Genomic DNA, 21,385 nt, shown 5'->3' with positions numbered 1-21,385 from the left:
GTTTTGCCGTAGAAATGATGCCTGCATGACCAGCCAGGTAATGATTTACAGCGGCAAGTTTTACTTCAAATGAATGTTTCATAAACTGCACCTTCAGATGTCAGATTATGTACAACATTTGGGGTGCAGTTCATGACGCGTCTTATCAGGCCTACAAAATGTGCCAGAACCGCGTAGGGCGGATAAGGCGTTCACGCCGCATCCGGCAATAAGCAACGCGCACCGTGACAGTAATCTACCCCAGTGGTTTCGCCAGCACCGGACTATCCGCCGCTTGCTGGCGCTTATAGCGACCATACAGCAGCAACGACGACATCGCAGCAAACGAAAGCAGGGCGGCAGGCAGCGCCACGTAATTATATGCCAGCCCCAGCGTCAGCATCATACCACCGCAATATGCGCCGACGGCGCTACCGAGGTTAAACGCTATTTGCCCACCTGCGGCACCTAATAACTCTCCGCCTTTGGCATTTTGCAGTAACAATATTTGCAGTGGTGCTGAAAGGGCAAATAATCCCGCGCAACAAATAAATGCAAAAATAAGCGACGTTGTTTTCATGCCGCCGAAGAAAAAGAGCATCAGCAGTGCCAGCACAATAATAAAGTCAGTTACTGCCGCAATGCGCAGTGGTGAATAACGTCCTGAAATCCGGCCACTTAGCACATTCCCCAGCACCATCCCTAGCCCAACTAACATCATAATAAAAGTCATCGCCGTTTCCGAAAAACCGGAAATAAACATCATGTATGGCTTTACGTAGCTGAACCAGGCAAACACACCTGCGTTGCCAAACATGGTGGCGGCGAAAATTAACCACGGGGCCGGGCTGCGCAAAAAGTGAAATTGTTCGCGTAGCTTCCCTTTCGCCTCGTCGCGAATATCCGGCACCCAAAAATAGACCGATGCCATCACCGCAATATTAAAAACAGCGATCAATAAAAAGGTGTAACGCCAGCTAAATTCCTGACTTAAATACGTTCCCAGCGGAATGCCCAGCAAATTGGCGACTGTCATCCCGGAAACCATCCCCGCCACGGCGGCGGTGACTTTGCCGGGTTTGATAATTTTCGATAACACGATCGCGCCGACGCCAAAAAATGCACCATGCGGAAAGCCGGAAACCAGCCGACCAATGGCGAGCATCAGGTAAGACGAAGAGAGCGTGAACATGGCGTTGCCAATGACGCACAACGCCACCAGAAACAATAAGATATGTTTGAGTGAGTAGCGGCTGGAAAAGAGTGCGATGATTGGCGCACCGACCACCACCCCCAGCGCATAATACGAGATCATATGCCCGGCAGCAGGAATCGAAATTCCTACGTTATGCGCCAGCTCCGTGAGCACGCCCATAATGCCAAATTCGGCCATCCCCAAACCAAACGTGCCCAGAGCCAAAGATAAAATGACTTTTTTCATACCACCATCACAACCACCAGAACGGCTACCAATCACCGTAGCCAATAAAGTGATAGCTTGCAGGATAACGACCAGCAAGGCCAAGAGATAATTCGCCCCTCTGTATTCATTATCCTGCTGAATAGTTATTTCACTGCAAACGCACTTTCCAGTTTGCTGTAGCCCAGGCCGTTGATCTTCTTCACTTTGATCTGCACCGGAATACGCTCTTTCATCGCTTCAACGTGGCTAATCACACCGATGGTTTTGCCACTGGCATTCAGGGCATCCAGCGCATCAAGGGCGGTATCCAGCGTTTCGCTATCCAGCGTGCCAAAACCTTCATCAAGGAACAGCGAGTCAATACGCGTTTTATGGCTGACCAGATCCGAAAGCGCCAGCGCCAGCGCCAGACTGACGAGGAAACTTTCGCCGCCGGAAAGGGTACGGGTATCGCGTACCGCATCTGCCTGCCAGGTATCAACAACCTCGACTTCCAGCGCCTCGCTGGCTTTGCGCTGTAACAGATAGCGCCCGTGCAGCCGGGTAAGTTGCTGATTAGCGAGATGGACTAAATTATCCAGCGTCAGCCCCTGGGCAAACTTGCGGAATTTATCGCCCTCTTTGGAACCTATTAGCGAATTCAGATATCCCCAGTCCTCAACCTGCTGCGTCATTTGAGCAATTTGCTGCATTAAGGTTTGCTGTTGCTGACGGTTGTCTGCATCCTGCTTCAGCTGCTGGCGAATCTCGCCCTGACTGGTGGTGTTTTCACGCAACTTTTGGTGAGTTTGCGCTAACTCTTGCTGAATCTGCTTCACCGTCACAGTGAGAGTCAACCCGTCAGGTCGGTGTTGCTGATGCTGTGCCAGCGCTTCTGCTGTCTGAGTGACCAGCGTTTGCGCCTGACGGCGCTGGTTTTCCAGATTCTGCTTGAGCTGTTCCAGCTGCGTTAGTGTTTGTTCATCCATTAGCGCCGCAAGGAACGCCTGCTGATCGTCAAAGACGCTGGCCTGTAGCGCGGTGTCAAACTGCGCCTGGGCTTTTTGCAGACTTTGCGCCGCCAGAACGTCCTGTTGCTGTAACGTCTGCTGCTGGCTGTGTAATGCGAGACATTGTTCATGAACCTGCCGCCAGTTTTCCAGCACCACAGTTTCTTCGCTGTGCGGGAGTTCATCACTTTGCGGCAACGTTTCCAGAATCGGCGTCAGTTGCTGAATACGGTTTTGCAGCGCGGTTAATTCGTTCTGGCGATGCTGCCAGCTCTGCGCTTCTTGCTGACGCGTCGCCAACCAGCTCTCTTCTTCATCTTCCTGTGGCAATGTCAGTGCATAACCCGCCAATGCCGTTAAGAGCTGCTGCTGGCGTTGTTCAATTTGCTGTTGATACTGAATAATTTGCTGATTATGCGCGGCAATCTGCCCTTGTAATTCATGCCGTTGGCTGAGTAACCGCAGCTGGCGTTCGTGCTCATCTTGTGCATCCAGCCACGGTTGAATATCGTCCTGTGGCTGCAAGGTGATATTGAGGCTGGCCGTGACGGCTTGCCATTGTTGAGTAAGTGCTTGCTCATCTTGTCGGAGGCTTTGCGCTTCGTTTTCATCGCGCTGAAGCTGCTTCGTTAATGCATCCAGTTGCCCACGTAGCGCCGCACCTTCTTCGCCGAGCTTTTTCACTTCTTTTTCCAGCGTTAATAGCCGGGCCTGATTAACGCCCGGTTCCAGCGCCTGATACGCCTCGACCGCCGGGTGGCTGGTGGAACCACAAAGTGGACAAGGCTGACCCGCCTGTAACTGCGCGCGCTGGGCTTCCAGCGTTTTGATGCGCGCTTCCTGCTCGCAAATGGTTTTGACATCGGCAAGTTGCTGCGTCTTTTCTTTATAACGCTGGCGCATTTCGTTAAGTGCGGCGTTACGTTGCGTCTGTTCTTGCGTGACATTCTGGATAGTGACCTGTAATTGCGCCAGGCGTTTTTGTTGGGGAACAATCTGTCCATGCAACGCGACCAGGCGCTGACGCAGCGTGCGTTGCTCAGCATGTTGCGCCAGGGCGGTAGCAACTTCATCGGCGGTTAACGTCAACGTGATCGCCGCAAGCGCATTAAGTTTTTGCTCAGCATGGGTTAACTGTTGCTGCCATTGCCGCAGATGCTCGCGATCGCTGGTTTGTTGGGAGAACTGCGCACGCCAACCCGCCAGTTCGTTGTTCCACTGACGGAAGCGGTCGTATTCCTGTAACCAGGTATTCAGGCTTTGTTGCTGCTGCTGTAATTCTGCTGACTGCTTCGCCGCGTGGTGGCGAATGCTCGCGCGAAGCGCCATTGTGCTCTGTAAGCGAGTATTTACTTCTTCAATCTGCTGGCGAGTATGCGCCAGCGCCGCGCTGTGTTCTGCGATGCGTTCCCAGTGCGGACGAAGATTTCGTGCCGGTTGTGCCAGACTGAGCGCCGCCAGTTGAGGTTGCGCTTTTTCTTCTTCGGCTAACGCCTGTTGCAAGGCCTGCTGACGGCGGCTGGCTTCTTGCTGCAATTCGTCCAGACGCGTTAACCAGTTTAGTGATTGTTGTTCTTGCTGCTGCGCGGTAAGTAACTGTTTTTCTTCGTCAGTAAGTACCTGCAAACTCGCTGTCAGCGATTGCACTTGTTCCGGCGTGAGCAACGCGACGCCGCTGGCCTGCGCTTGCAGCTTCTCCAGCTCTGTGCGGGCTGATTTGTGCTGCTCAAAAACCATCGCCGAGATTTGCCCGTAGATTTCAGTGCCAGTTAACTCCTCGAGCAATTCCGCGCGTTCTTTGGGTTTGGCATTCAGGAAGGCAGCAAATTGCCCCTGCGAAAGCAGCATCGAACGGGTGAAGCGCCCGTAATCCAGTCCGGTTAACGTCGCCGTCAGTTCCAGCTTATCTTTCACTTTGTCGGCGAGAATTTTGCCATCGGCGCAGCGCGCCAGCTCTACGCGTGGCACCTGCAAATTACCGTCCGGCTGGTTACGCGCCCGATTCTGGCTCCAGAACGCGCGATACGCTTCACCTTTCACTTCAAACTCCACCTCCGCCAGACATTCGGCGGTATCGCGGGTCATGAGATCATTTTGCGATTGTGAAACGTTAGAGAGGCGCGGAGTTTCGTGATACAGCGCCAGACAAATGGCGTCCAGCAGGGTGGTTTTCCCCGCACCGGTTGGGCCGGTAATGGCAAACAGCCCGTTGCTGGCGAACGGCTCGCGGGTGAAATCAATCTTCCATTCGCCTTTTAATGAGTTCAGGTTTTTCAGGCGCAGGCTGAGAATTTTCATACTTCGTGTTCTCCGGCGAGGGTATGCAACGTCGTGGTGAAAAGATACTGCAGACGTTGCTGCTGCGATTCATCCAGTTCTTCCAGTGCCAGACGGCGATTGAACACCTCTTCGACGCTGAGTTCGCTGAGGGTTTCACGCTGTTGGCTGGCTAACACACGCTCGCGCTGTTCACGACTCCGGCGTACCAGCAATACTTCGACAGGCAATGATTCGGTTAATGCCTGGATTTTGCGCTGAATATCATGCAGATACTCATCAGTAGTGATTTCGATATCCAGCCAGACAGGTGGCTCCTGTGATACATCGCGCCACTGTTCCAGCTGTTCGGTAATCGACGCCAGATCGCCTTTCAGCACCGCCATGGGTTGCGTTACCGGTACGTTCAGGTTTTCCACGCTCTCTAATTTGCCGTTTGAAAATGTCACCAGATGGACATATTTACTCTTACCGCATTCATCAAAACTCAGTGGAATGGGGGAACCGCAATAGCGAACATGTTCCATGCCGCCAATAATCTGTGCGCGGTGAATATGCCCGAGCGCGATGTAGTCGGCTGGTGGAAAGTTTTGTGCCGGAAACGCGTCCAGCGTGCCAATATAAATGTCACGCACGGCGTCACTTTTACTGGCACCCACGGTCGTTAAATGTCCCGTGGCGATGATGGGCAGAGGCTGATCGCCGCGCAGTTTGCAGGCATCGGCATAGTGTTGTTGGTAATAATCGGTAATCGCTGCCAGCAAATGCTGCTGTTTTTCAATACCGTTAAGCCCCGCCTGGCTGGTAATAATGTCACGCGGACGTAAAAACGGAATGGGGCACAGCACTGCGCCTGGCGTCCCGTCGCGACGAGGCAAGATTTGCGGCGCATGTCCGGCGCTGGCGACCACGGTCGTATTGAGGAACGCCATGATATCGCGCGATTCATTCAGCGTGGCGACCGAGTCATGGTTTCCTGCCAGTACCACCAGATGACAGCCAGTTTGCTGTAAATTGACAACAAAACGGTTGTATAACGTGCGGGCGTAACTGGGCGGCGAGCCGGTATCGAAAACATCACCAGCAACAATAATCGCATCCACCTGATGGGTTTGTGCTGTCTCCAGCAGCCAGTCAAGAAAAGCCTGATGTTCAGCTTCGCGGCTTTTACTGTAGAAGTTCTGGCCGAGATGCCAGTCTGAGGTGTGAAGGATGCGCATAACGGTTCCCTGGCGAAAAAGCATGGGCGCGATTATACCCAAACAGATGTGCCATTTGCTTTTTTCTGCGCCACGGAAATCAATAACCTGAAGATATGTGCGACGAGCTTTTCATAAATCTGTCATAAATCTGACGCATAATGACGTCGCATTAATGATCGCAACCTATTTATTACAACAGGGCAAATCATGGCGAGACGTATTCTGGTCGTAGAAGATGAAGCACCAATTCGCGAAATGGTCTGCTTCGTGCTCGAACAAAATGGCTTTCAGCCGGTCGAAGCGGAAGATTATGACAGTGCTGTGAATCAACTGAATGAACCCTGGCCGGATTTAATTCTCCTTGACTGGATGTTACCTGGCGGCTCCGGTATCCAGTTCATCAAACACCTCAAGCGCGAGTCGATGACCCGGGATATTCCAGTGGTGATGTTGACCGCCAGAGGGGAAGAAGAAGATCGCGTGCGCGGCCTTGAAACCGGCGCGGATGACTATATCACCAAGCCGTTTTCGCCGAAGGAGCTGGTGGCGCGAATCAAAGCGGTAATGCGCCGTATTTCGCCAATGGCGGTGGAAGAGGTGATCGAGATGCAGGGGCTAAGCCTCGACCCGACATCTCACCGGGTGATGGCGGGCGAAGAGCCACTGGAGATGGGGCCGACAGAATTTAAACTGCTGCACTTTTTTATGACGCATCCTGAGCGCGTGTACAGCCGCGAGCAGCTGTTAAACCACGTCTGGGGAACCAACGTGTATGTGGAAGATCGTACGGTCGATGTCCACATTCGTCGCCTGCGTAAAGCACTGGAGCCCGGTGGGCATGACCGCATGGTGCAGACCGTGCGCGGTACAGGATATCGTTTTTCAACCCGCTTTTAACGCCTTGCTCATCGGACGCAGAGCAGGGCTTATGATTTCTTAACTGGAGTATCTTACGTGCTGGAACGGCTGTCGTGGAAAAGGCTGGTGCTGGAGCTGCTACTTTGTTGCCTCCCGGCTTTCATCCTGGGTGCATTTTTTGGTTACCTGCCCTGGTTTTTGCTGGCATCGGTAACGGGACTGCTTATCTGGCATTTCTGGAATTTATTGCGCCTTTCATGGTGGCTGTGGGTGGATCGTAGTATGACCCCGCCACCGGGGCGTGGTAGCTGGGAACCGCTACTATACGGCTTACACCAGATGCAGCTGCGAAATAAAAAACGCCGCCGTGAACTGGGCAATCTGATTAAACGCTTTCGTAGCGGCGCGGAGTCGCTACCCGACGCAGTGGTGCTGACCACGGAAGAGGGCGGTATTTTCTGGTGTAACGGTCTGGCGCAACAGATTCTTGGTTTGCGCTGGCCGGAAGATAACGGGCAGAACATCCTTAACCTGCTGCGTTACCCGGAGTTTACGCAATATCTGAAAACGCGTGATTTTTCTCGCCCGCTCAATCTGGTGCTCAACACCGGGCGGCATCTGGAAATTCGCGTCATGCCTTATACCCACAAACAGTTGCTGATGGTGGCGCGTGATGTCACGCAAATGCATCAACTGGAAGGGGCGCGGCGTAACTTTTTTGCCAACGTGAGCCATGAGTTACGTACGCCATTGACCGTGTTACAGGGTTACCTGGAGATGATGGATGAGCAACCGCTGGAAGGCGCGGTACGTGAAAAAGCGTTGCACACCATGCGCGAGCAGACCCAGCGGATGGAAGGGCTGGTGAAGCAATTGCTGACGCTGTCGAAAATAGAAGCCGCACCGACGCATTTGCTCAATGAAAAGGTTGATGTGCCAATGATGCTGCGCGTTGTTGAGCGCGAGGCTCAGACTCTGAGTCAGAAAAAACAGACATTTACCTTTGAGATAGATAACGGCCTCAAGGTGTCTGGCAACGAAGATCAGCTACGCAGTGCGATTTCGAACCTGGTCTATAACGCCGTAAATCATACGCCGGAAGGCACGCATATCACCGTACGCTGGCAGCGAGTGCCGCACGGTGCCGAATTTAGCGTTGAAGATAACGGACCGGGCATTGCACCGGAGCATATTCCGCGCCTGACCGAGCGTTTTTATCGCGTTGATAAAGCGCGTTCCCGGCAAACCGGCGGTAGCGGATTAGGGTTAGCGATCGTGAAACATGCGGTGAATCATCACGAAAGTCGCCTGAATATTGAGAGTACAGTAGGAAAAGGAACACGTTTCAGTTTTGTTATCCCGGAACGTTTAATTGCCAAAAACAGCGATTAATCCGCCTTTGTCATCTTTTATTGCCATAAGCCAGCCGATGCTGGCTTATTTTCTTTGCAGTCAAAATACGGGCGTTAGATTTTACAACGGTTGGTGATTTTTTGTTCGCATGATTAGCCATGTCTTTTTCACGGAAATAGTGTTTTATACTGGTTGGTGATTTCTTATCGCTATATACCTCTGGTTTTTAGATCCCTTCTTGCTTTAAAACGTTATAAGCGTTTAAATTGCGCTTCAGGTGCTGTCATACTGACTGCATTCACGCGGTAAATCGAAAAACTATTCTTCGCCGCGCCTGGTTGGGAGTATTTCCCGCTAAAATTGTTTAAATATACCGCTGTATCATCCCCAGGGATTGGCACAAAAATTTAACGTTACAACACCACATCCACAGGCAGTATGATTTATGACCCATCAATTAAGATCGCGCGATATCATCGCTCTGGGCTTTATGACATTTGCGTTGTTCGTCGGCGCAGGTAACATTATTTTCCCTCCAATGGTCGGCTTACAGGCAGGCGAACACGTCTGGACTGCGGCATTCGGCTTCCTCATTACTGCCGTTGGCCTGCCGGTATTAACGGTAGTGGCGCTGGCAAAAGTTGGCGGCGGTGTTGACAGCCTCAGCACGCCAATCGGTAAAGTCGCTGGCGTGCTGCTGGCAACGGTGTGTTACCTGGCGGTGGGGCCGCTTTTCGCTACGCCGCGTACAGCTACCGTTTCTTTTGAAGTGGGCATTGCGCCGCTGACGGGTGATTCCGCACTGCCGCTGTTTATCTACAGCCTGGTTTATTTCGCTATCGTTATTCTGGTTTCGCTCTATCCGGGCAAACTGCTGGATACCGTGGGCAACTTCCTTGCGCCGCTGAAAATTATCGCGCTGGTCATCCTGTCTGTTGCCGCGATTGTCTGGCCGGCGGGTTCTATCAGCACGGCGACTGAGGCTTATCAAAACGCTGCGTTTTCTAACGGCTTCGTCAACGGCTATCTGACCATGGATACGCTGGGCGCGATGGTGTTTGGTATCGTTATTGTTAACGCGGCGCGTTCTCGTGGCGTTACCGAAGCGCGTCTGCTGACCCGTTATACCGTCTGGGCTGGCCTGATGGCGGGTGTTGGTCTGACTCTGCTGTACCTGGCGCTGTTCCGTCTGGGTTCAGACAGCGCGTCGCTGGTCGATCAGTCTGCAAACGGCGCTGCTATTCTGCATGCTTACGTTCAGCATACCTTTGGCGGCGGCGGTAGCTTCCTGCTGGCGGCGTTAATCTTCATCGCCTGCCTGGTCACGGCGGTTGGCCTGACCTGTGCTTGTGCAGAATTCTTCGCCCAGTACGTACCGCTCTCTTATCGTACGCTGGTGTTTATCCTCGGCGGCTTCTCGATGGTGGTGTCTAACCTCGGCTTGAGTCAGCTGATTCAGATCTCTGTACCGGTGCTGACCGCCATTTATCCGCCGTGTATCGCACTGGTTGTATTAAGTTTTACACGCTCATGGTGGCATAATTCGTCCCGCGTGATTGCTCCGCCGATGTTTATCAGCCTGCTTTTTGGTATTCTCGACGGGATCAAAGCATCTGCATTCAGCGATATCTTACCGTCCTGGGCGCAGCGTTTACCGCTGGCCGAACAAGGTCTGGCGTGGTTAATGCCAACAGTGGTGATGGTGGTTCTGGCCATTATCTGGGATCGCGCGGCAGGTCGTCAGGTGACCTCCAGCGCTCACTAAATCACTGAACATTTGTTTTAACCACGGGGCTGCGATGCCCCGTGGTTTTTTATTGTGTTGATGGGTTAGGAATTGATGGAAAGTAAGAACAAGCTAAAGCGTGGGCTAAGTACCCGCCACATACGCTTTATGGCACTGGGTTCAGCAATTGGCACCGGGTTGTTTTACGGTTCGGCAGACGCCATCAAAATGGCCGGTCCGAGCGTGTTGTTGGCCTATATTATCGGTGGTGTCGCGGCGTATATCATTATGCGCGCGCTGGGGGAAATGTCGGTACATAACCCGGCCGCCAGCTCTTTCTCGCGTTATGCGCAGGAAAACCTCGGACCGCTGGCAGGTTACATTACCGGCTGGACCTACTGCTTTGAAATCCTTATTGTCGCCATCGCCGATGTGACCGCTTTTGGTATCTATATGGGTGTCTGGTTCCCGACGGTGCCGCACTGGATTTGGGTACTGAGCGTGGTGCTGATCATTTGCGCCGTAAACCTGATGAGCGTGAAGGTATTCGGTGAGCTGGAGTTCTGGTTCTCGTTCTTTAAAGTCGCCACCATCATCATCATGATTGTCGCCGGTTTCGGCATCATCATCTGGGGGATTGGCAACGGCGGGCAACCGACCGGTATTCATAACCTGTGGAGCAACGGCGGCTTCTTCAGTAACGGCTGGCTTGGGATGGTGATGTCGTTGCAAATGGTGATGTTTGCTTACGGTGGGATCGAAATTATCGGGATTACCGCCGGTGAAGCGAAAGATCCTGAGAAATCGATACCGCGTGCGATTAACTCCGTGCCGATGCGTATTCTGGTGTTCTACGTCGGTACGCTGTTCGTCATTATGTCTATCTACCCGTGGAATCAGGTTGGCACTGCCGGTAGCCCGTTCGTGCTGACGTTCCAGCATATGGGCATTACCTTTGCCGCCAGCATTCTTAACTTTGTTGTGCTGACTGCTTCGCTGTCGGCAATTAACAGTGACGTATTTGGCGTAGGCCGTATGCTCCACGGTATGGCAGAGCAGGGCAGCGCGCCGAAAATTTTCAGCAAAACGTCGCGTCGCGGTATTCCGTGGGTTACGGTGCTGGTGATGACTACCGCGCTGCTGTTTGCGGTGTATCTGAACTACATCATGCCGGAAAACGTCTTCCTGGTGATCGCTTCGCTGGCAACCTTCGCCACGGTGTGGGTGTGGATTATGATCCTGCTGTCGCAAATTGCCTTCCGTCGCCGTTTGCCGCCAGAAGAAGTTAAGGCGCTGAAATTTAAAGTGCCGGGTGGGGTAGCAACGACCATCGGCGGGCTGATTTTCCTGCTCTTTATTATCGGGTTGATTGGTTATCACCCGGATACGCGTATCTCGCTGTATGTCGGTTTCGCGTGGATTGTTGTGCTGTTGATTGGCTGGATGTTTAAACGCCGCCACGATCGTCAGCTGGCTGAAAACCAGTAATACTTGCGTTCTGTAAGCCGGTTCAGGAGGAAATCCTGATCCGGCTATTCCGAAAGTTATCCGCCCCCGTCCTCCTCCCCCAAATATCCTTCAGATGATGAGTGATCCTGCATTAGGCTATGGCAAGGTGATCAGATTTTCATCACAGGGGAATTATGATGTTAAATGCATGGCACCTGCCGGTGCCCCCATTTGTTAAACAAAGCAAAGATCAACTGCTCATTACACTGTGGCTGACGGGCGAAGACCCACCGCAGCGCATTATGCTGCGTACAGAACACGACAACGAAGAAACGTCAGTACCGATGCATAAGCAGCGCAGTCAGCCGCAGCCTGGCGTCACCGCATGGCGGGCGGCGATCGATCTCTCCAGCGGGCAACCCCGGCGGCGTTATAGTTTCAAATTGCTGTGGCACGATCGCCAGCGTTGGTTTACACCGCAGGGCTTCAGCCGAATGCCGCCAGCACGACTGGAGCAGTTTGCCGTCGATGTCCCGGATATCGGCCCACAATGGGCTGCGGATCAGATTTTTTATCAGATCTTCCCTGATCGTTTCGCCCGTAGTCTTCCTCGTGAAGCTGAACAGGATCATGTTTATTACCATCACGCAGCCGGACAAGAGATCATATTGCGTGACTGGGATGAACCGGTCACGGCGCAGGCGGGCGGATCAACGTTCTATGGCGGCGATCTGGACGGTATCAGCGAAAAACTGCCGTATCTGAAAAAACTTGGCGTGACGGCGCTGTATCTTAATCCGGTGTTTAAAGCTCCCAGCGTACATAAATACGATACCGAGGATTATCGCCATGTCGATCCGCAGTTTGGCGGTGATGGGGCATTGCTGCGTTTGCGACACAATACGCAGCAGCTGGGAATGCGGCTGGTGCTGGATGGCGTGTTTAACCACAGTGGCGATTCCCATGCCTGGTTTGACAGGCACAATCGTGGCACGGGGGGAGCTTGTCACAACCCCGAATCGCCCTGGCGCGACTGGTACTCGTTTAGTGATGATGGCACGGCGCTCGACTGGCTGGGCTATGCCAGCTTGCCGAAACTGGATTATCAGTCGGAAAGTCTGGTGAATGAAATTTATCGCGGGGAAGACAGTATTGTCCGCCACTGGCTGAAAGCGCCGTGGAATATGGACGGCTGGCGACTGGATGTGGTGCATATGCTGGGGGAAGCCGGTGGGGCGCGCAATAATTTGCAGCACGTTGCCGGGATCACCGAAGCGGCGAAAGAAACCCAGCCGGAAGCGTATATAGTTGGAGAGCATTTTGGCGATGCACGGCAATGGTTACAGGCCGATGTGGAAGATGCCGCCATGAACTATCGCGGCTTCACATTCCCGTTGTGGGGATTTCTCGCCAATACCGATATCTCTTATGATCCGCAGCAAATTGACGCCCAAACCTGTATGGCCTGGATGGATAATTACCGCGCAGGACTTTCTCATCAACAGCAATTACGTATGTTTAATCAGCTCGATAGCCACGATACTGCGCGATTTAAAACGCTGCTCGGTCGGGATATTGCGCGCCTGCCGCTGGCGGTGGTCTGGCTGTTCACCTGGCCTGGTGTACCGTGCATTTATTACGGTGATGAAGTAGGACTGGATGGCAAAAACGATCCGTTTTGCCGTAAACCGTTCCCCTGGCAGGTGGAAAAGCAGGATACGGCGTTATTCGCGTTGTACCAGCGAATGATTGCGCTGCGTAAGAAAAGTCAGGCGCTGCGTCGTGGCGGCTGTCAGGTGCTGTATGCGGAAGATAACGTGGTGGTATTTGTCCGCGTGCTGAATCAGCAGCGTGTACTGGTGGCAATCAACCGTGGCGAGGCCTGTGAAGTGGTGCTACCCGCGTCACCGTTTCTTAATGTCGTGCAATGGCAACGCAAAGAAGGCCATGGGCAACTGACAGACGGGATTCTGGCTTTGCCTGCCATTTCGGCTACGGTGTGGATGAACTAAAGCATCTGTTTTATTTGTAACGTCGTTAGTCACCAGCCCTGACACTACGCAGCGAAAAAGCTGCTCAATGTCAGGGCTGAATTTGTTAAATATTTGTCCTGATCGATATGAGCGATTTTTGGTATTCTTTGCCCATGATGTTATGTACAACATGCTCCAGGATAACCCTGTAGTGGAGCAAAGATATGACAATTTCAAATTCGAATTTATTGAAACCGTTTATTACTGGTAGTGAGTTGCCACCTTTTAAAGAGGATGTCTTTTCTAAAACAGAAGAACAATTTAAAAAAAGCCCCCATGGCAAATTGCTTTTCATTTCCGGAAATGAAAACTTAGTAAACATTTCAGCGGAAAAAATCGATGAAATAAAAAATAGCAAAGATTTCTTTTCAAACATTGTAAATATAATAATTTTACTCATTAAGCATCCTGATAAAATTCTGCCCATTCTTCATGGTTGTCCTGCAGAGTCCATCGAACTCATTAAGAATGCGAAACGAACGGGGCAATTGTCATATGAGATGACTGATAAGAACGGGCAGAGTATTGAAGTGTCCTATATTTTCACTGATACCATAGATAATAATTATGATGGAAAATTATGCTTAAAAATCTGTAACCCCTGCAACCAAAATGATTCTAGTACACATGAATATAAAATAGATCATCAACAGTTGAAAAATCACATAAGGCAACTTGAGGAGTGGGCCCTTCTTGAAAAGTTTTATGATAACAACGCTTATTATTCTAAACGTACAAAACAATTAGAGAAGAAAATTGCCGATGCGGGGTTTATAACAGGGAAGGTTAATGCCGATAACTTTAATGTAAAAGAGTTTAAAGACGATATAGCCTCGATGCTTTGTGAACAGCCCCCCATGCGTACACACCAGATTTCTTCATCCGGATACTTATCTGCCGATAAAGTGCCCGATCTCTATAAGACAAATTTGAAAGACGCGCAGAGAGATCTGAAAACAACACCGGTTGACATCGATGGTGTTAGTCTAAAACCAAAAACTCGGGAAAAAATTGCGGAAAAAATTGCGAAAAAAACTGAGGAAGAAAATGCGAAAAAAATTGCGAAACAAAATGCGAAGACCATTGAGGAGAAGAATAGTGAAAAAAACAAGAAAGAAACAAATCCTGAGGATAATTTTGTCTTAAAATTCTCACCGGAAGAAATCAATGAGATGCTCCTGGATTACAGCGATGAAGAACAAAAAAAATTAAGACCTTTTTTCACTAGTGATCATATCTATTGTTTGTTTGATGCTTTTAGTCAGGGTTTGTATAATGTTGCTCGTAATGGCAGTCCACGGTATGCAGGTTTACTACGTCAAATAGCATCCAAGTGTGCGATATTACAAGATTTTGATCAACAATTGTTCTGGCGCACGTTTTCAGGAGGAGTCTTCCATCGACGTATCTCTGTGAACAGCGAGCCAGAAAAGACAGATGTATGGCGATTCAGTACACAATTTGATTTTCCATATATAAATGAAAACGGAGAGTTGTCCAGAACGGTACTCATGTTCGAGGGGGTTGCTGAAAGCAACTTTAAAGATATCGCCAATCATTCCAGCGAATGTTTTTCTTACAGCTGTTATGCCGCCCCGCTGGATGCGAATGCTAAAAAATAGTGACGCCGGAGCTTGAAGTTTCAGAGCGCCTTGTGTGACGCCTGTGCCATCATCCGCGGATAAAACTGCCAGAAGCGGGTTTCCAGGGCATCGTAATGGGCGTCTAAATCGTACCAGGAGTCACGCAGGGCATCCAGACGTGGGCGACGGCTTGCCATGCCGTTTAACACGTTCTGGATGAAATCCATATCTCGATAGCGCACCAGCCACTGCTCTGACCACAAGTAATTGTTCAGATTGATAAAACGTGGCGGTGAGTCCGGCAAAATCGTCATCACTTGCTCGCGGGCATAACAGACAAATTCCTGTAGCGGAAAGTCCGGCGACAGCTGCGACCAGTGGCGGGAAAGAAAGTGATCCCACATGACATCCAGGGTAATAGGCGCAACGCGGCGCGTTTCACTACGAAACCATTCCCGTGCTTCGCGGACTTCCGGCAGATTGTCGGTTAGTACATCAATGCGCCGATGCATATGAATGCCAGCCACGACGTCGGGCGGAAAACTTTCTTCAGGATTTCCGCGTACGAAATCAGCCAGTAAATTGCCAGAAAGCGAGCTTTCCGCCAGGTGAGCTAGATGCAGGTGAGCTAAAAAATTCATATACACTTCATCCTTCAAACTGCCTCTTCGTTGGCTGCCTTCACTCACCCCAGTCACTTACTTAATGTAAGCTCCTGGGGACTCATTCAGTTGCCATCTCGATGCATCTTGAATGATTTTGTGTATAGATTATGTCATCCATCAAGGAGGGTAAAGGTTGCAGGGAGAGCGCCCCGGCACTAGACTACCCGCCTCTTATTTTAGTCTGAGTCAGTGTCATGCGCGTTATCGATTTCTCCTTTGAATTGCCCGAATCCCTGATTGCCCACTATCCCATGCCTGAACGCAGTAGCTGTCGTTTACTGTCGCTGGACGGGCCGACGGGCGCGCTGACGCACGGTACTTTCACCGATTTACTCGATAAGCTCAACCCCGGCGATCTTCTGGTTTTTAATAATACCCGCGTGATCCCGGCGCGCCTGTTTGGGCGTAAAGCCAGCGGCGGCAAGATTGAAGTGCTGGTTGAGCGGATGCTAGACGACAAACGCATTCTTGCGCATATTCGCGCCTCGAAAGCGCCAAAACCTGGCGCAGAACTGTTACTGGGCGATGACGAAAGTATCAACGCAACAATGACCGCGCGCCACGGCGCACTGTTTGAAGTTGAATTTAATGATGATCGTTCGGTACTGGATATCCTCAACAGCATCGGCCATATGCCGCTGCCGCCGTATATCGACCGTCCGGACGAAGACGCTGACCGCGAACTTTATCAAACCGTTTATAGCGAAAAACCGGGCGCGGTTGCAGCCCCGACCGCTGGTCTGCATTTTGACGAACCTTTGCTGGAAAAATTACGCGCCAAAGGCGTGGAGATGGCGTTCGTCACCCTGCACGTTGGTGCGGGCACCTTCCAGCCGGTGCGCGTCGACACCATTGAAGATCACATCATGCACTCGGAATACGCTGAAGTACCGCAGGATGTGGTAGACGCGGTACTGGCGGCGAAAGCGCGCGGTAACCGGGTGATTGCGGTTGGCACCACCTCAGTACGTTCACTGGAAAGCGCGGCTCAGGCGGCGAAAAACGATCTCATCGAACCGTTCTTTGACGACACCCAAATCTTTATCTATCCGGGCTTTCAGTACAAAGTGGTCGATGCGCTGGTGACGAACTTCCACTTGCCAGAGTCGACGCTGATTATGCTGGTTTCGGCCTTTGCCGGTTATCAACACACCATGAACGCCTATAAATCAGCGGTAGAAGAGAAATATCGCTTTTTTAGTTACGGTGATGCGATGTTTATCACGTACAATCCGCAGGCAATTAATGAGCGCGTCGGGGAGTAATTCCGCGGCGCTGGTTTAAAACGTTGGACTGTTTTTCTGACGTAGTGGAGAAAAAATGAAATTTGAACTGGACACCACCGACGGTCGCGCACGCCGTGGCCGCCTGGTCTTTGATCGTGGCGTAGTGGAAACGCCTTGTTTTATGCCTGTTGGCACCTACGGCACCGTAAAAGGGATGACGCCGGAAGAAGTTGAAGCCACTGGCGCGCAAATTATCCTCGGCAACACCTTCCACCTGTGGCTGCGCCCGGGCCAGGAAATCATGAAACTGCACGGCGATCTGCACGATTTTATGCAGTGGAAAGGCCCAATCCTTACCGACTCCGGCGGCTTCCAGGTCTTCAGCCTTGGTGATATTCGTAAAATCACCGAACAGGGCGTTCACTTCCGTAACCCGATCAACGGCGACCCGATTTTCCTCGACCCGGAAAAGTCGATGGAGATTCAGTACGATCTTGGTTCGGATATCGTCATGATCTTTGATGAGTGTACGCCGTATCCTGCTGACTGGGATTACGCAAAACGCTCCATGGAGATGTCTCTGCGTTGGGCGAAGCGTAGCCGTGAGCGTTTTGATAGTCTCGGAAACAAAAATGCGCTGTTTGGTATCATTCAGGGCAGCGTTTACGAAGATTTACGTGATATTTCTGTTAAAGGTCTGGTAGATATCGGTTTTGATGGCTACGCTGTCGGCGGTCTGGCTGTGGGTGAGCCGAAAGCAGATATGCACCGCATTCTGGAGCATGTATGCCCGCAAATTCCGGCAGACAAACCGCGTTACCTGATGGGCGTTGGTAAACCAGAAGACCTGGTTGAAGGCGTGCGTCGCGGTATCGATATGTTTGACTGCGTAATGCCAACCCGCAACGCCCGAAATGGTCATTTGTTCGTGACCGATGGCGTGGTGAAAATCCGCAATGCGAAGTATAAGAGCGATACTGGCCCACTCGATCCTGAGTGTGATTGCTACACCTGTCGCAATTATTCACGCGCTTACTTGCATCATCTCGATCGTTGCAACGAAATATTAGGCGCGCGACTCAATACCATTCATAACCTTCGTTACTACCAGCGTTTGATGGCGGGTTTACGCAAGGCTATTGAAGAGGGTAAATTAGAGAGCTTCGTAACTGATTTTTACCAGCGTCAGGGGCGAGAAGTACCACCTTTGAACGTTGATTAATATTAATAATGAGGGAAATTTAATGAGCTTTTTTATTTCTGATGCGGTAGCGGCAACGGGTGCACCGGCGCAAGGTAGCCCGATGTCTTTGATTTTGATGCTGGTGGTATTCGGTCTGATTTTCTATTTCATGATCCTGCGTCCACAGCAGAAGCGCACCAAAGAACACAAAAAGCTGATGGACTCCATTGCCAAAGGTGATGAAGTTCTGACGAACGGTGGCCTGGTTGGTCGCGTAACCAAAGTAGCGGAAAACGGCTACATTGCTATCGCGCTGAATGACACCACTGAAGTAGTTATTAAACGTGACTTCGTAGCTGCCGTCCTGCCGAAAGGCACCATGAAGGCGCTGTAATTAAAATTTTTCCCTAAGGGAATTGCCGTGTTAAACCGTTATCCTTTGTGGAAGTACGTCATGCTGATCGTGGTGATTGTCATCGGTCTGCTGTATGCGCTTCCCAACCTGTTTGGTGAGGATCCGGCTGTTCAGATCACTGGTGCGCGCGGAGTCGCCGCCAGTGAGCAAACGCTGATCCAGGTCCAGAAAACGTTACAAGAAGAAAAAATAACTGCTAAGTCTGTGGCACTGGAAGAGGGCGCTATTCTTGCGCGCTTCGACTCCACTGACACCCAGCTGCGCGCTCGTGAAGCATTAATGGGCGTTATGGGTGACAAATACGTCGTGGCGCTTAACCTTGCCCCGGCAACGCCGCGCTGGCTGGCAGCTATTCACGCTGAGCCGATGAAGCTCGGCCTTGACCTGCGTGGCGGCGTTCACTTCCTGATGGAAGTGGATATGGACACCGCGCTTGGCAAACTCCAGGAACAAAATATCGATAGCCTGCGCAGCGACCTGCGCGAAAAGGGCATCCCGTATACCACCGTTCGTAAAGAAAACAACTACGGCCTGAGCATCACTTTCCGCGATGCTAAAGCTCGTGATGAAGCCATTGCGTATTTGAGCAAGCGTCATCCGGACCTGGTGATTAGTAGCCAGGGCAGCAACCAGCTGCGTGCGGTAATGAGCGATGCTCGCCTTAGTGAAGCGCGTGAATATGCGGTGCAGCAGAACATTAATATCCTGCGTAACCGTGTAAACCAACTTGGTGTGGCGGAGCCGGTGGTTCAGCGTCAGGGTGCTGACCGTATCGTTGTTGAACTGCCAGGTATTCAGGACACCGCGCGTGCGAAAGAGATTCTGGGTGCGACGGCAACGCTGGAATTCCGTCTGGTAAACACTAACGTTGATCAGGCCGCAGCGGCATCCGGTCGCGTACCTGGCGACTCTGAAGTGAAACAGACCCGCGAAGGTCAGCCAGTTGTGCTGTACAAACGCGTAATTCTGACCGGTGACCATATCACCGACTCCACTTCCAGCCAGGACGAATACAACCAGCCGCAGGTTAACATCTCGCTCGACAGCGCAGGTGGCAACATTATGTCTAACTTCACCAAGGACAACATCGGCAAACCGATGGCGACCCTGTTTGTGGAGTACAAAGACAGCGGCAAGAAAGATGCTAACGGTCGTGCGGTTCTGGTGAAACAGGAAGAGGTGATTAACATCGCTAACATCCAGTCTCGTCTGGGTAACAGCTTCCGTATCACCGGTATTAACAACCCGAACGAAGCCCGTCAGCTTTCACTTTTGCTGCGTGCCGGTGCGTTGATCGCGCCGATTCAGATTGTTGAAGAACGTACCATTGGCCCGACCCTGGGTATGCAGAACATTGAGCAGGGGCTGGAGGCTTGCCTTGCCGGTCTGCTGGTTTCTATTCTGTTCATGATCATCTTCTATAAGAAGTTTGGTCTGATTGCGACCAGTGCTCTGATTGCCAACTTGATCTTGATTGTCGGCATTATGTCGCTGTTGCCAGGCGCAACGCTGAGTATGCCAGGTATCGCGGGTATCGTCTTAACCCTTGCGGTAGCGGTCGATGCGAACGTACTTATCAACGAACGTATTAAAGAAGAGTTGAGCAACGGACGTACTGTTCAACAGGCAATTGATGAAGGTTATCGTGGCGCATTCAGTTCCATCTTCGATGCGAACATCACCACGCTGATTAAAGTCATCATCCTGTACGCAGTGGGTACCGGGGCAATTAAAGGGTTCGCGATTACTACCGGTATCGGTGTGGCGACGTCGATGTTTACCGCGATTGTCGGTACGCGTGCCATCGTAAACCTGCTATATGGCGGCAAGCGCGTCAAGAAGCTGTCAATCTGAGGAGTGCGATGTGGCACAGGAATATACTGTTGAACAACTAAACCACGGCCGTAAAGTCTATGACTTTATGCGCTGGGACTACTGGGCTTTTGGCATCTCTGGTCTGCTGTTAATCGCCGCTATCGTTATTATGGGCGTGCGCGGCTTTAACTGGGGGCTGGATTTCACCGGTGGTACGGTTATCGAAATTACGCTCGAAAAACCGGCTGAAATTGACGTAATGCGTGATGCATTGCAAAAAGCCGGTTTTGAAGAGCCGATGCTGCAAAACTTTGGTAGCAGCCACGACATCATGGTCCGTATGCCGCCTGCTGAAGGCGAAACCGGCGGTCAGGTGCTGGGCAGCCAGGTTCTGAAGGTGATTAACGAATCCACCAATCAGAATGCGGCAGTGAAGCGTATTGAGTTCGTCGGTCCGAGCGTGGGGGCAGACCTTGCGCAAACCGGTGCGATGGCGTTGATGGCGGCGCTGCTATCTATCCTCGTGTACGTAGGTTTCCGCTTTGAGTGGCGACTGGCGGCAGGGGTTGTTATTGCGCTGGCGCACGACGTTATCATTACGCTGGGTATTTTGTCGTTATTCCATATCGAGATTGACCTGACCATTGTGGCATCGTTGATGTCGGTTATCGGTTACTCGCTTAACGACAGTATCGTGGTATCAGACCGTATTCGCGAAAACTTCCGCAAGATCCGTCGCGGTACGCCTTACGAAATCTTTAACGTGTCCTTGACCCAGACGCTGCACCGTACCTTGATCACATCCGGTACTACCTTGATGGTTATCCTGATGCTGTACCTCTTCGGTGGTCCGGTACTGGAAGGCTTCTCGCTGACCATGCTTATCGGTGTTTCCATCGGTACTGCATCTTCCATCTATGTGGCATCGGCGCTGGCTCTGAAACTGGGTATGAAGCGCGAACACATGCTGCAGCAGAAAGTGGAAAAAGAAGGGGCGGATCAGCCGTCAATTCTGCCGTAATCAAGTTCCCGTTGATGTTGAAAATCCCGGTCAGAAGATCGGGATTTTTTTGTGCACAGAAAACCCCCAGCTAGGCAGGGGGTTCCGGAAAGCTTTCAGCTTTGAGCCAGTTATTAAAACCCCTTTTGATTTGTTAAAACACCTTGCGGTCTGGCAACTGCAAGTGTCAAACAAGAAATCAAAAGGGG

General features: G+C 51.5%; 15 protein-coding genes. 11 read left to right on the top strand and 4 right to left on the bottom strand.

Going from position 1 to position 21,385, the window contains the following annotated elements:
• Window positions 1-235 precede the first annotated feature (235 nt).
• The 3 genes from araJ to sbcD all read right to left on the bottom strand — a co-directional run bounded on the left by araJ (window position 236) and on the right by sbcD (window position 5,888).
• A complete protein-coding gene (gene araJ, locus ACJHWK_RS23355) occupies window positions 236-1,420 on the bottom strand; it encodes an MFS transporter AraJ (RefSeq protein ID WP_001695489.1) in 1,185 nt (394 codons plus the stop codon).
• Between the two features lie 125 nt (window positions 1,421-1,545).
• Window positions 1,546-4,689 (bottom strand): exonuclease subunit SbcC, encoded by a 3,144-nt coding sequence (gene sbcC / locus ACJHWK_RS23350; protein ID WP_001521993.1) that lies wholly within the window; start codon window positions 4,687-4,689, stop codon window positions 1,546-1,548.
• Window positions 4,686-5,888, bottom strand: a complete 1,203-nt coding sequence (gene sbcD, locus ACJHWK_RS23345; RefSeq protein WP_001521994.1) for an exonuclease subunit SbcD — start codon at window positions 5,886-5,888, stop codon at window positions 4,686-4,688. The genes sbcC and sbcD overlap by 4 nt, the downstream gene beginning before the upstream one ends.
• A 189-nt stretch (window positions 5,889-6,077) precedes the next feature.
• Here sbcD and phoB point away from each other — a divergent pair, with 189 nt between their 5' ends.
• The 6 genes from phoB (at window position 6,078) to ACJHWK_RS23315 (ending at window position 14,911) form a co-directional block, all read left to right on the top strand.
• Window positions 6,078-6,767: a phosphate response regulator transcription factor PhoB gene (phoB, locus tag ACJHWK_RS23340; protein WP_000113933.1), complete on the top strand. Its 690-nt coding sequence runs from the start codon at window positions 6,078-6,080 to the stop codon at window positions 6,765-6,767.
• Between the two features lie 57 nt (window positions 6,768-6,824).
• Window positions 6,825-8,120 (top strand): phosphate regulon sensor histidine kinase PhoR, encoded by a 1,296-nt coding sequence (gene phoR / locus ACJHWK_RS23335; RefSeq protein ID WP_000893603.1) that lies wholly within the window; start codon window positions 6,825-6,827, stop codon window positions 8,118-8,120.
• Between the two features lie 406 nt (window positions 8,121-8,526).
• Window positions 8,527-9,846, top strand: coding sequence for a branched-chain amino acid transporter carrier protein BrnQ (brnQ, locus tag ACJHWK_RS23330; protein ID WP_000149639.1), 1,320 nt, complete (start codon window positions 8,527-8,529; stop codon window positions 9,844-9,846).
• A 75-nt stretch (window positions 9,847-9,921) separates the two neighbouring features.
• Window positions 9,922-11,295 (top strand): proline-specific permease ProY, encoded by a 1,374-nt coding sequence (gene proY, locus ACJHWK_RS23325; RefSeq protein ID WP_001521998.1) that lies wholly within the window; start codon window positions 9,922-9,924, stop codon window positions 11,293-11,295.
• A gap of 155 nt (window positions 11,296-11,450) precedes the next feature.
• Window positions 11,451-13,268: a maltodextrin glucosidase gene (gene malZ / locus ACJHWK_RS23320; RefSeq protein ID WP_001328722.1), complete on the top strand. Its 1,818-nt coding sequence runs from the start codon at window positions 11,451-11,453 to the stop codon at window positions 13,266-13,268.
• A gap of 185 nt (window positions 13,269-13,453) precedes the next feature.
• Window positions 13,454-14,911: a hypothetical protein gene (locus ACJHWK_RS23315; protein WP_410234942.1), complete on the top strand. Its 1,458-nt coding sequence runs from the start codon at window positions 13,454-13,456 to the stop codon at window positions 14,909-14,911.
• A 20-nt stretch (window positions 14,912-14,931) separates the two neighbouring features.
• On the opposite strand, the gene acpH is transcribed toward ACJHWK_RS23315, so the two are convergent.
• Entirely contained in the window at window positions 14,932-15,513 is a 582-nt protein-coding gene (gene acpH / locus ACJHWK_RS23310) for an ACP phosphodiesterase (RefSeq protein ID WP_001009884.1), read from the bottom strand.
• Between the two features lie 218 nt (window positions 15,514-15,731).
• On the opposite strand from acpH, the gene queA reads away from it, so the two are divergent.
• Genes queA through secF form a run of 5 tightly spaced genes read left to right on the top strand, consistent with a single transcriptional unit; the run spans window position 15,732 to window position 21,197 of the window.
• Window positions 15,732-16,802, top strand: a complete 1,071-nt coding sequence (queA, locus tag ACJHWK_RS23305) for a tRNA preQ1(34) S-adenosylmethionine ribosyltransferase-isomerase QueA (protein ID WP_170886377.1) — start codon at window positions 15,732-15,734, stop codon at window positions 16,800-16,802.
• Between the two features lie 55 nt (window positions 16,803-16,857).
• A complete protein-coding gene (gene tgt, locus ACJHWK_RS23300; RefSeq protein WP_000667319.1) occupies window positions 16,858-17,985 on the top strand; it encodes a tRNA guanosine(34) transglycosylase Tgt in 1,128 nt (375 codons plus the stop codon).
• Between the two features lie 22 nt (window positions 17,986-18,007).
• Complete coding sequence (gene yajC, locus ACJHWK_RS23295) at window positions 18,008-18,340, top strand: preprotein translocase subunit YajC (RefSeq protein ID WP_000007629.1); 333 nt, start codon at window positions 18,008-18,010, stop codon at window positions 18,338-18,340.
• Window positions 18,341-18,367: 27 nt separating this feature from the next.
• Window positions 18,368-20,215 carry a protein translocase subunit SecD gene (secD, locus tag ACJHWK_RS23290; RefSeq protein WP_000934822.1) on the top strand — a complete coding sequence of 616 codons (1,848 nt, stop codon included), beginning with the start codon at window positions 18,368-18,370 and terminating at the stop codon, window positions 20,213-20,215.
• Window positions 20,216-20,225: 10 nt separating this feature from the next.
• Complete coding sequence (secF, locus tag ACJHWK_RS23285) at window positions 20,226-21,197, top strand: protein translocase subunit SecF (protein ID WP_000046637.1); 972 nt, start codon at window positions 20,226-20,228, stop codon at window positions 21,195-21,197.
• The last annotated feature ends 188 nt before the right edge of the window (window positions 21,198-21,385 follow it).

The organism is Escherichia sp. WS547 (assembly GCF_046486065.1).
GTDB classification, from domain to species: Bacteria; Pseudomonadota; Gammaproteobacteria; order Enterobacterales; family Enterobacteriaceae; genus Escherichia; species Escherichia coli.
The sequence above is the reverse complement of the archived record's forward strand: the minus strand, read 5'-3'. Positions and strand labels throughout refer to the sequence as shown.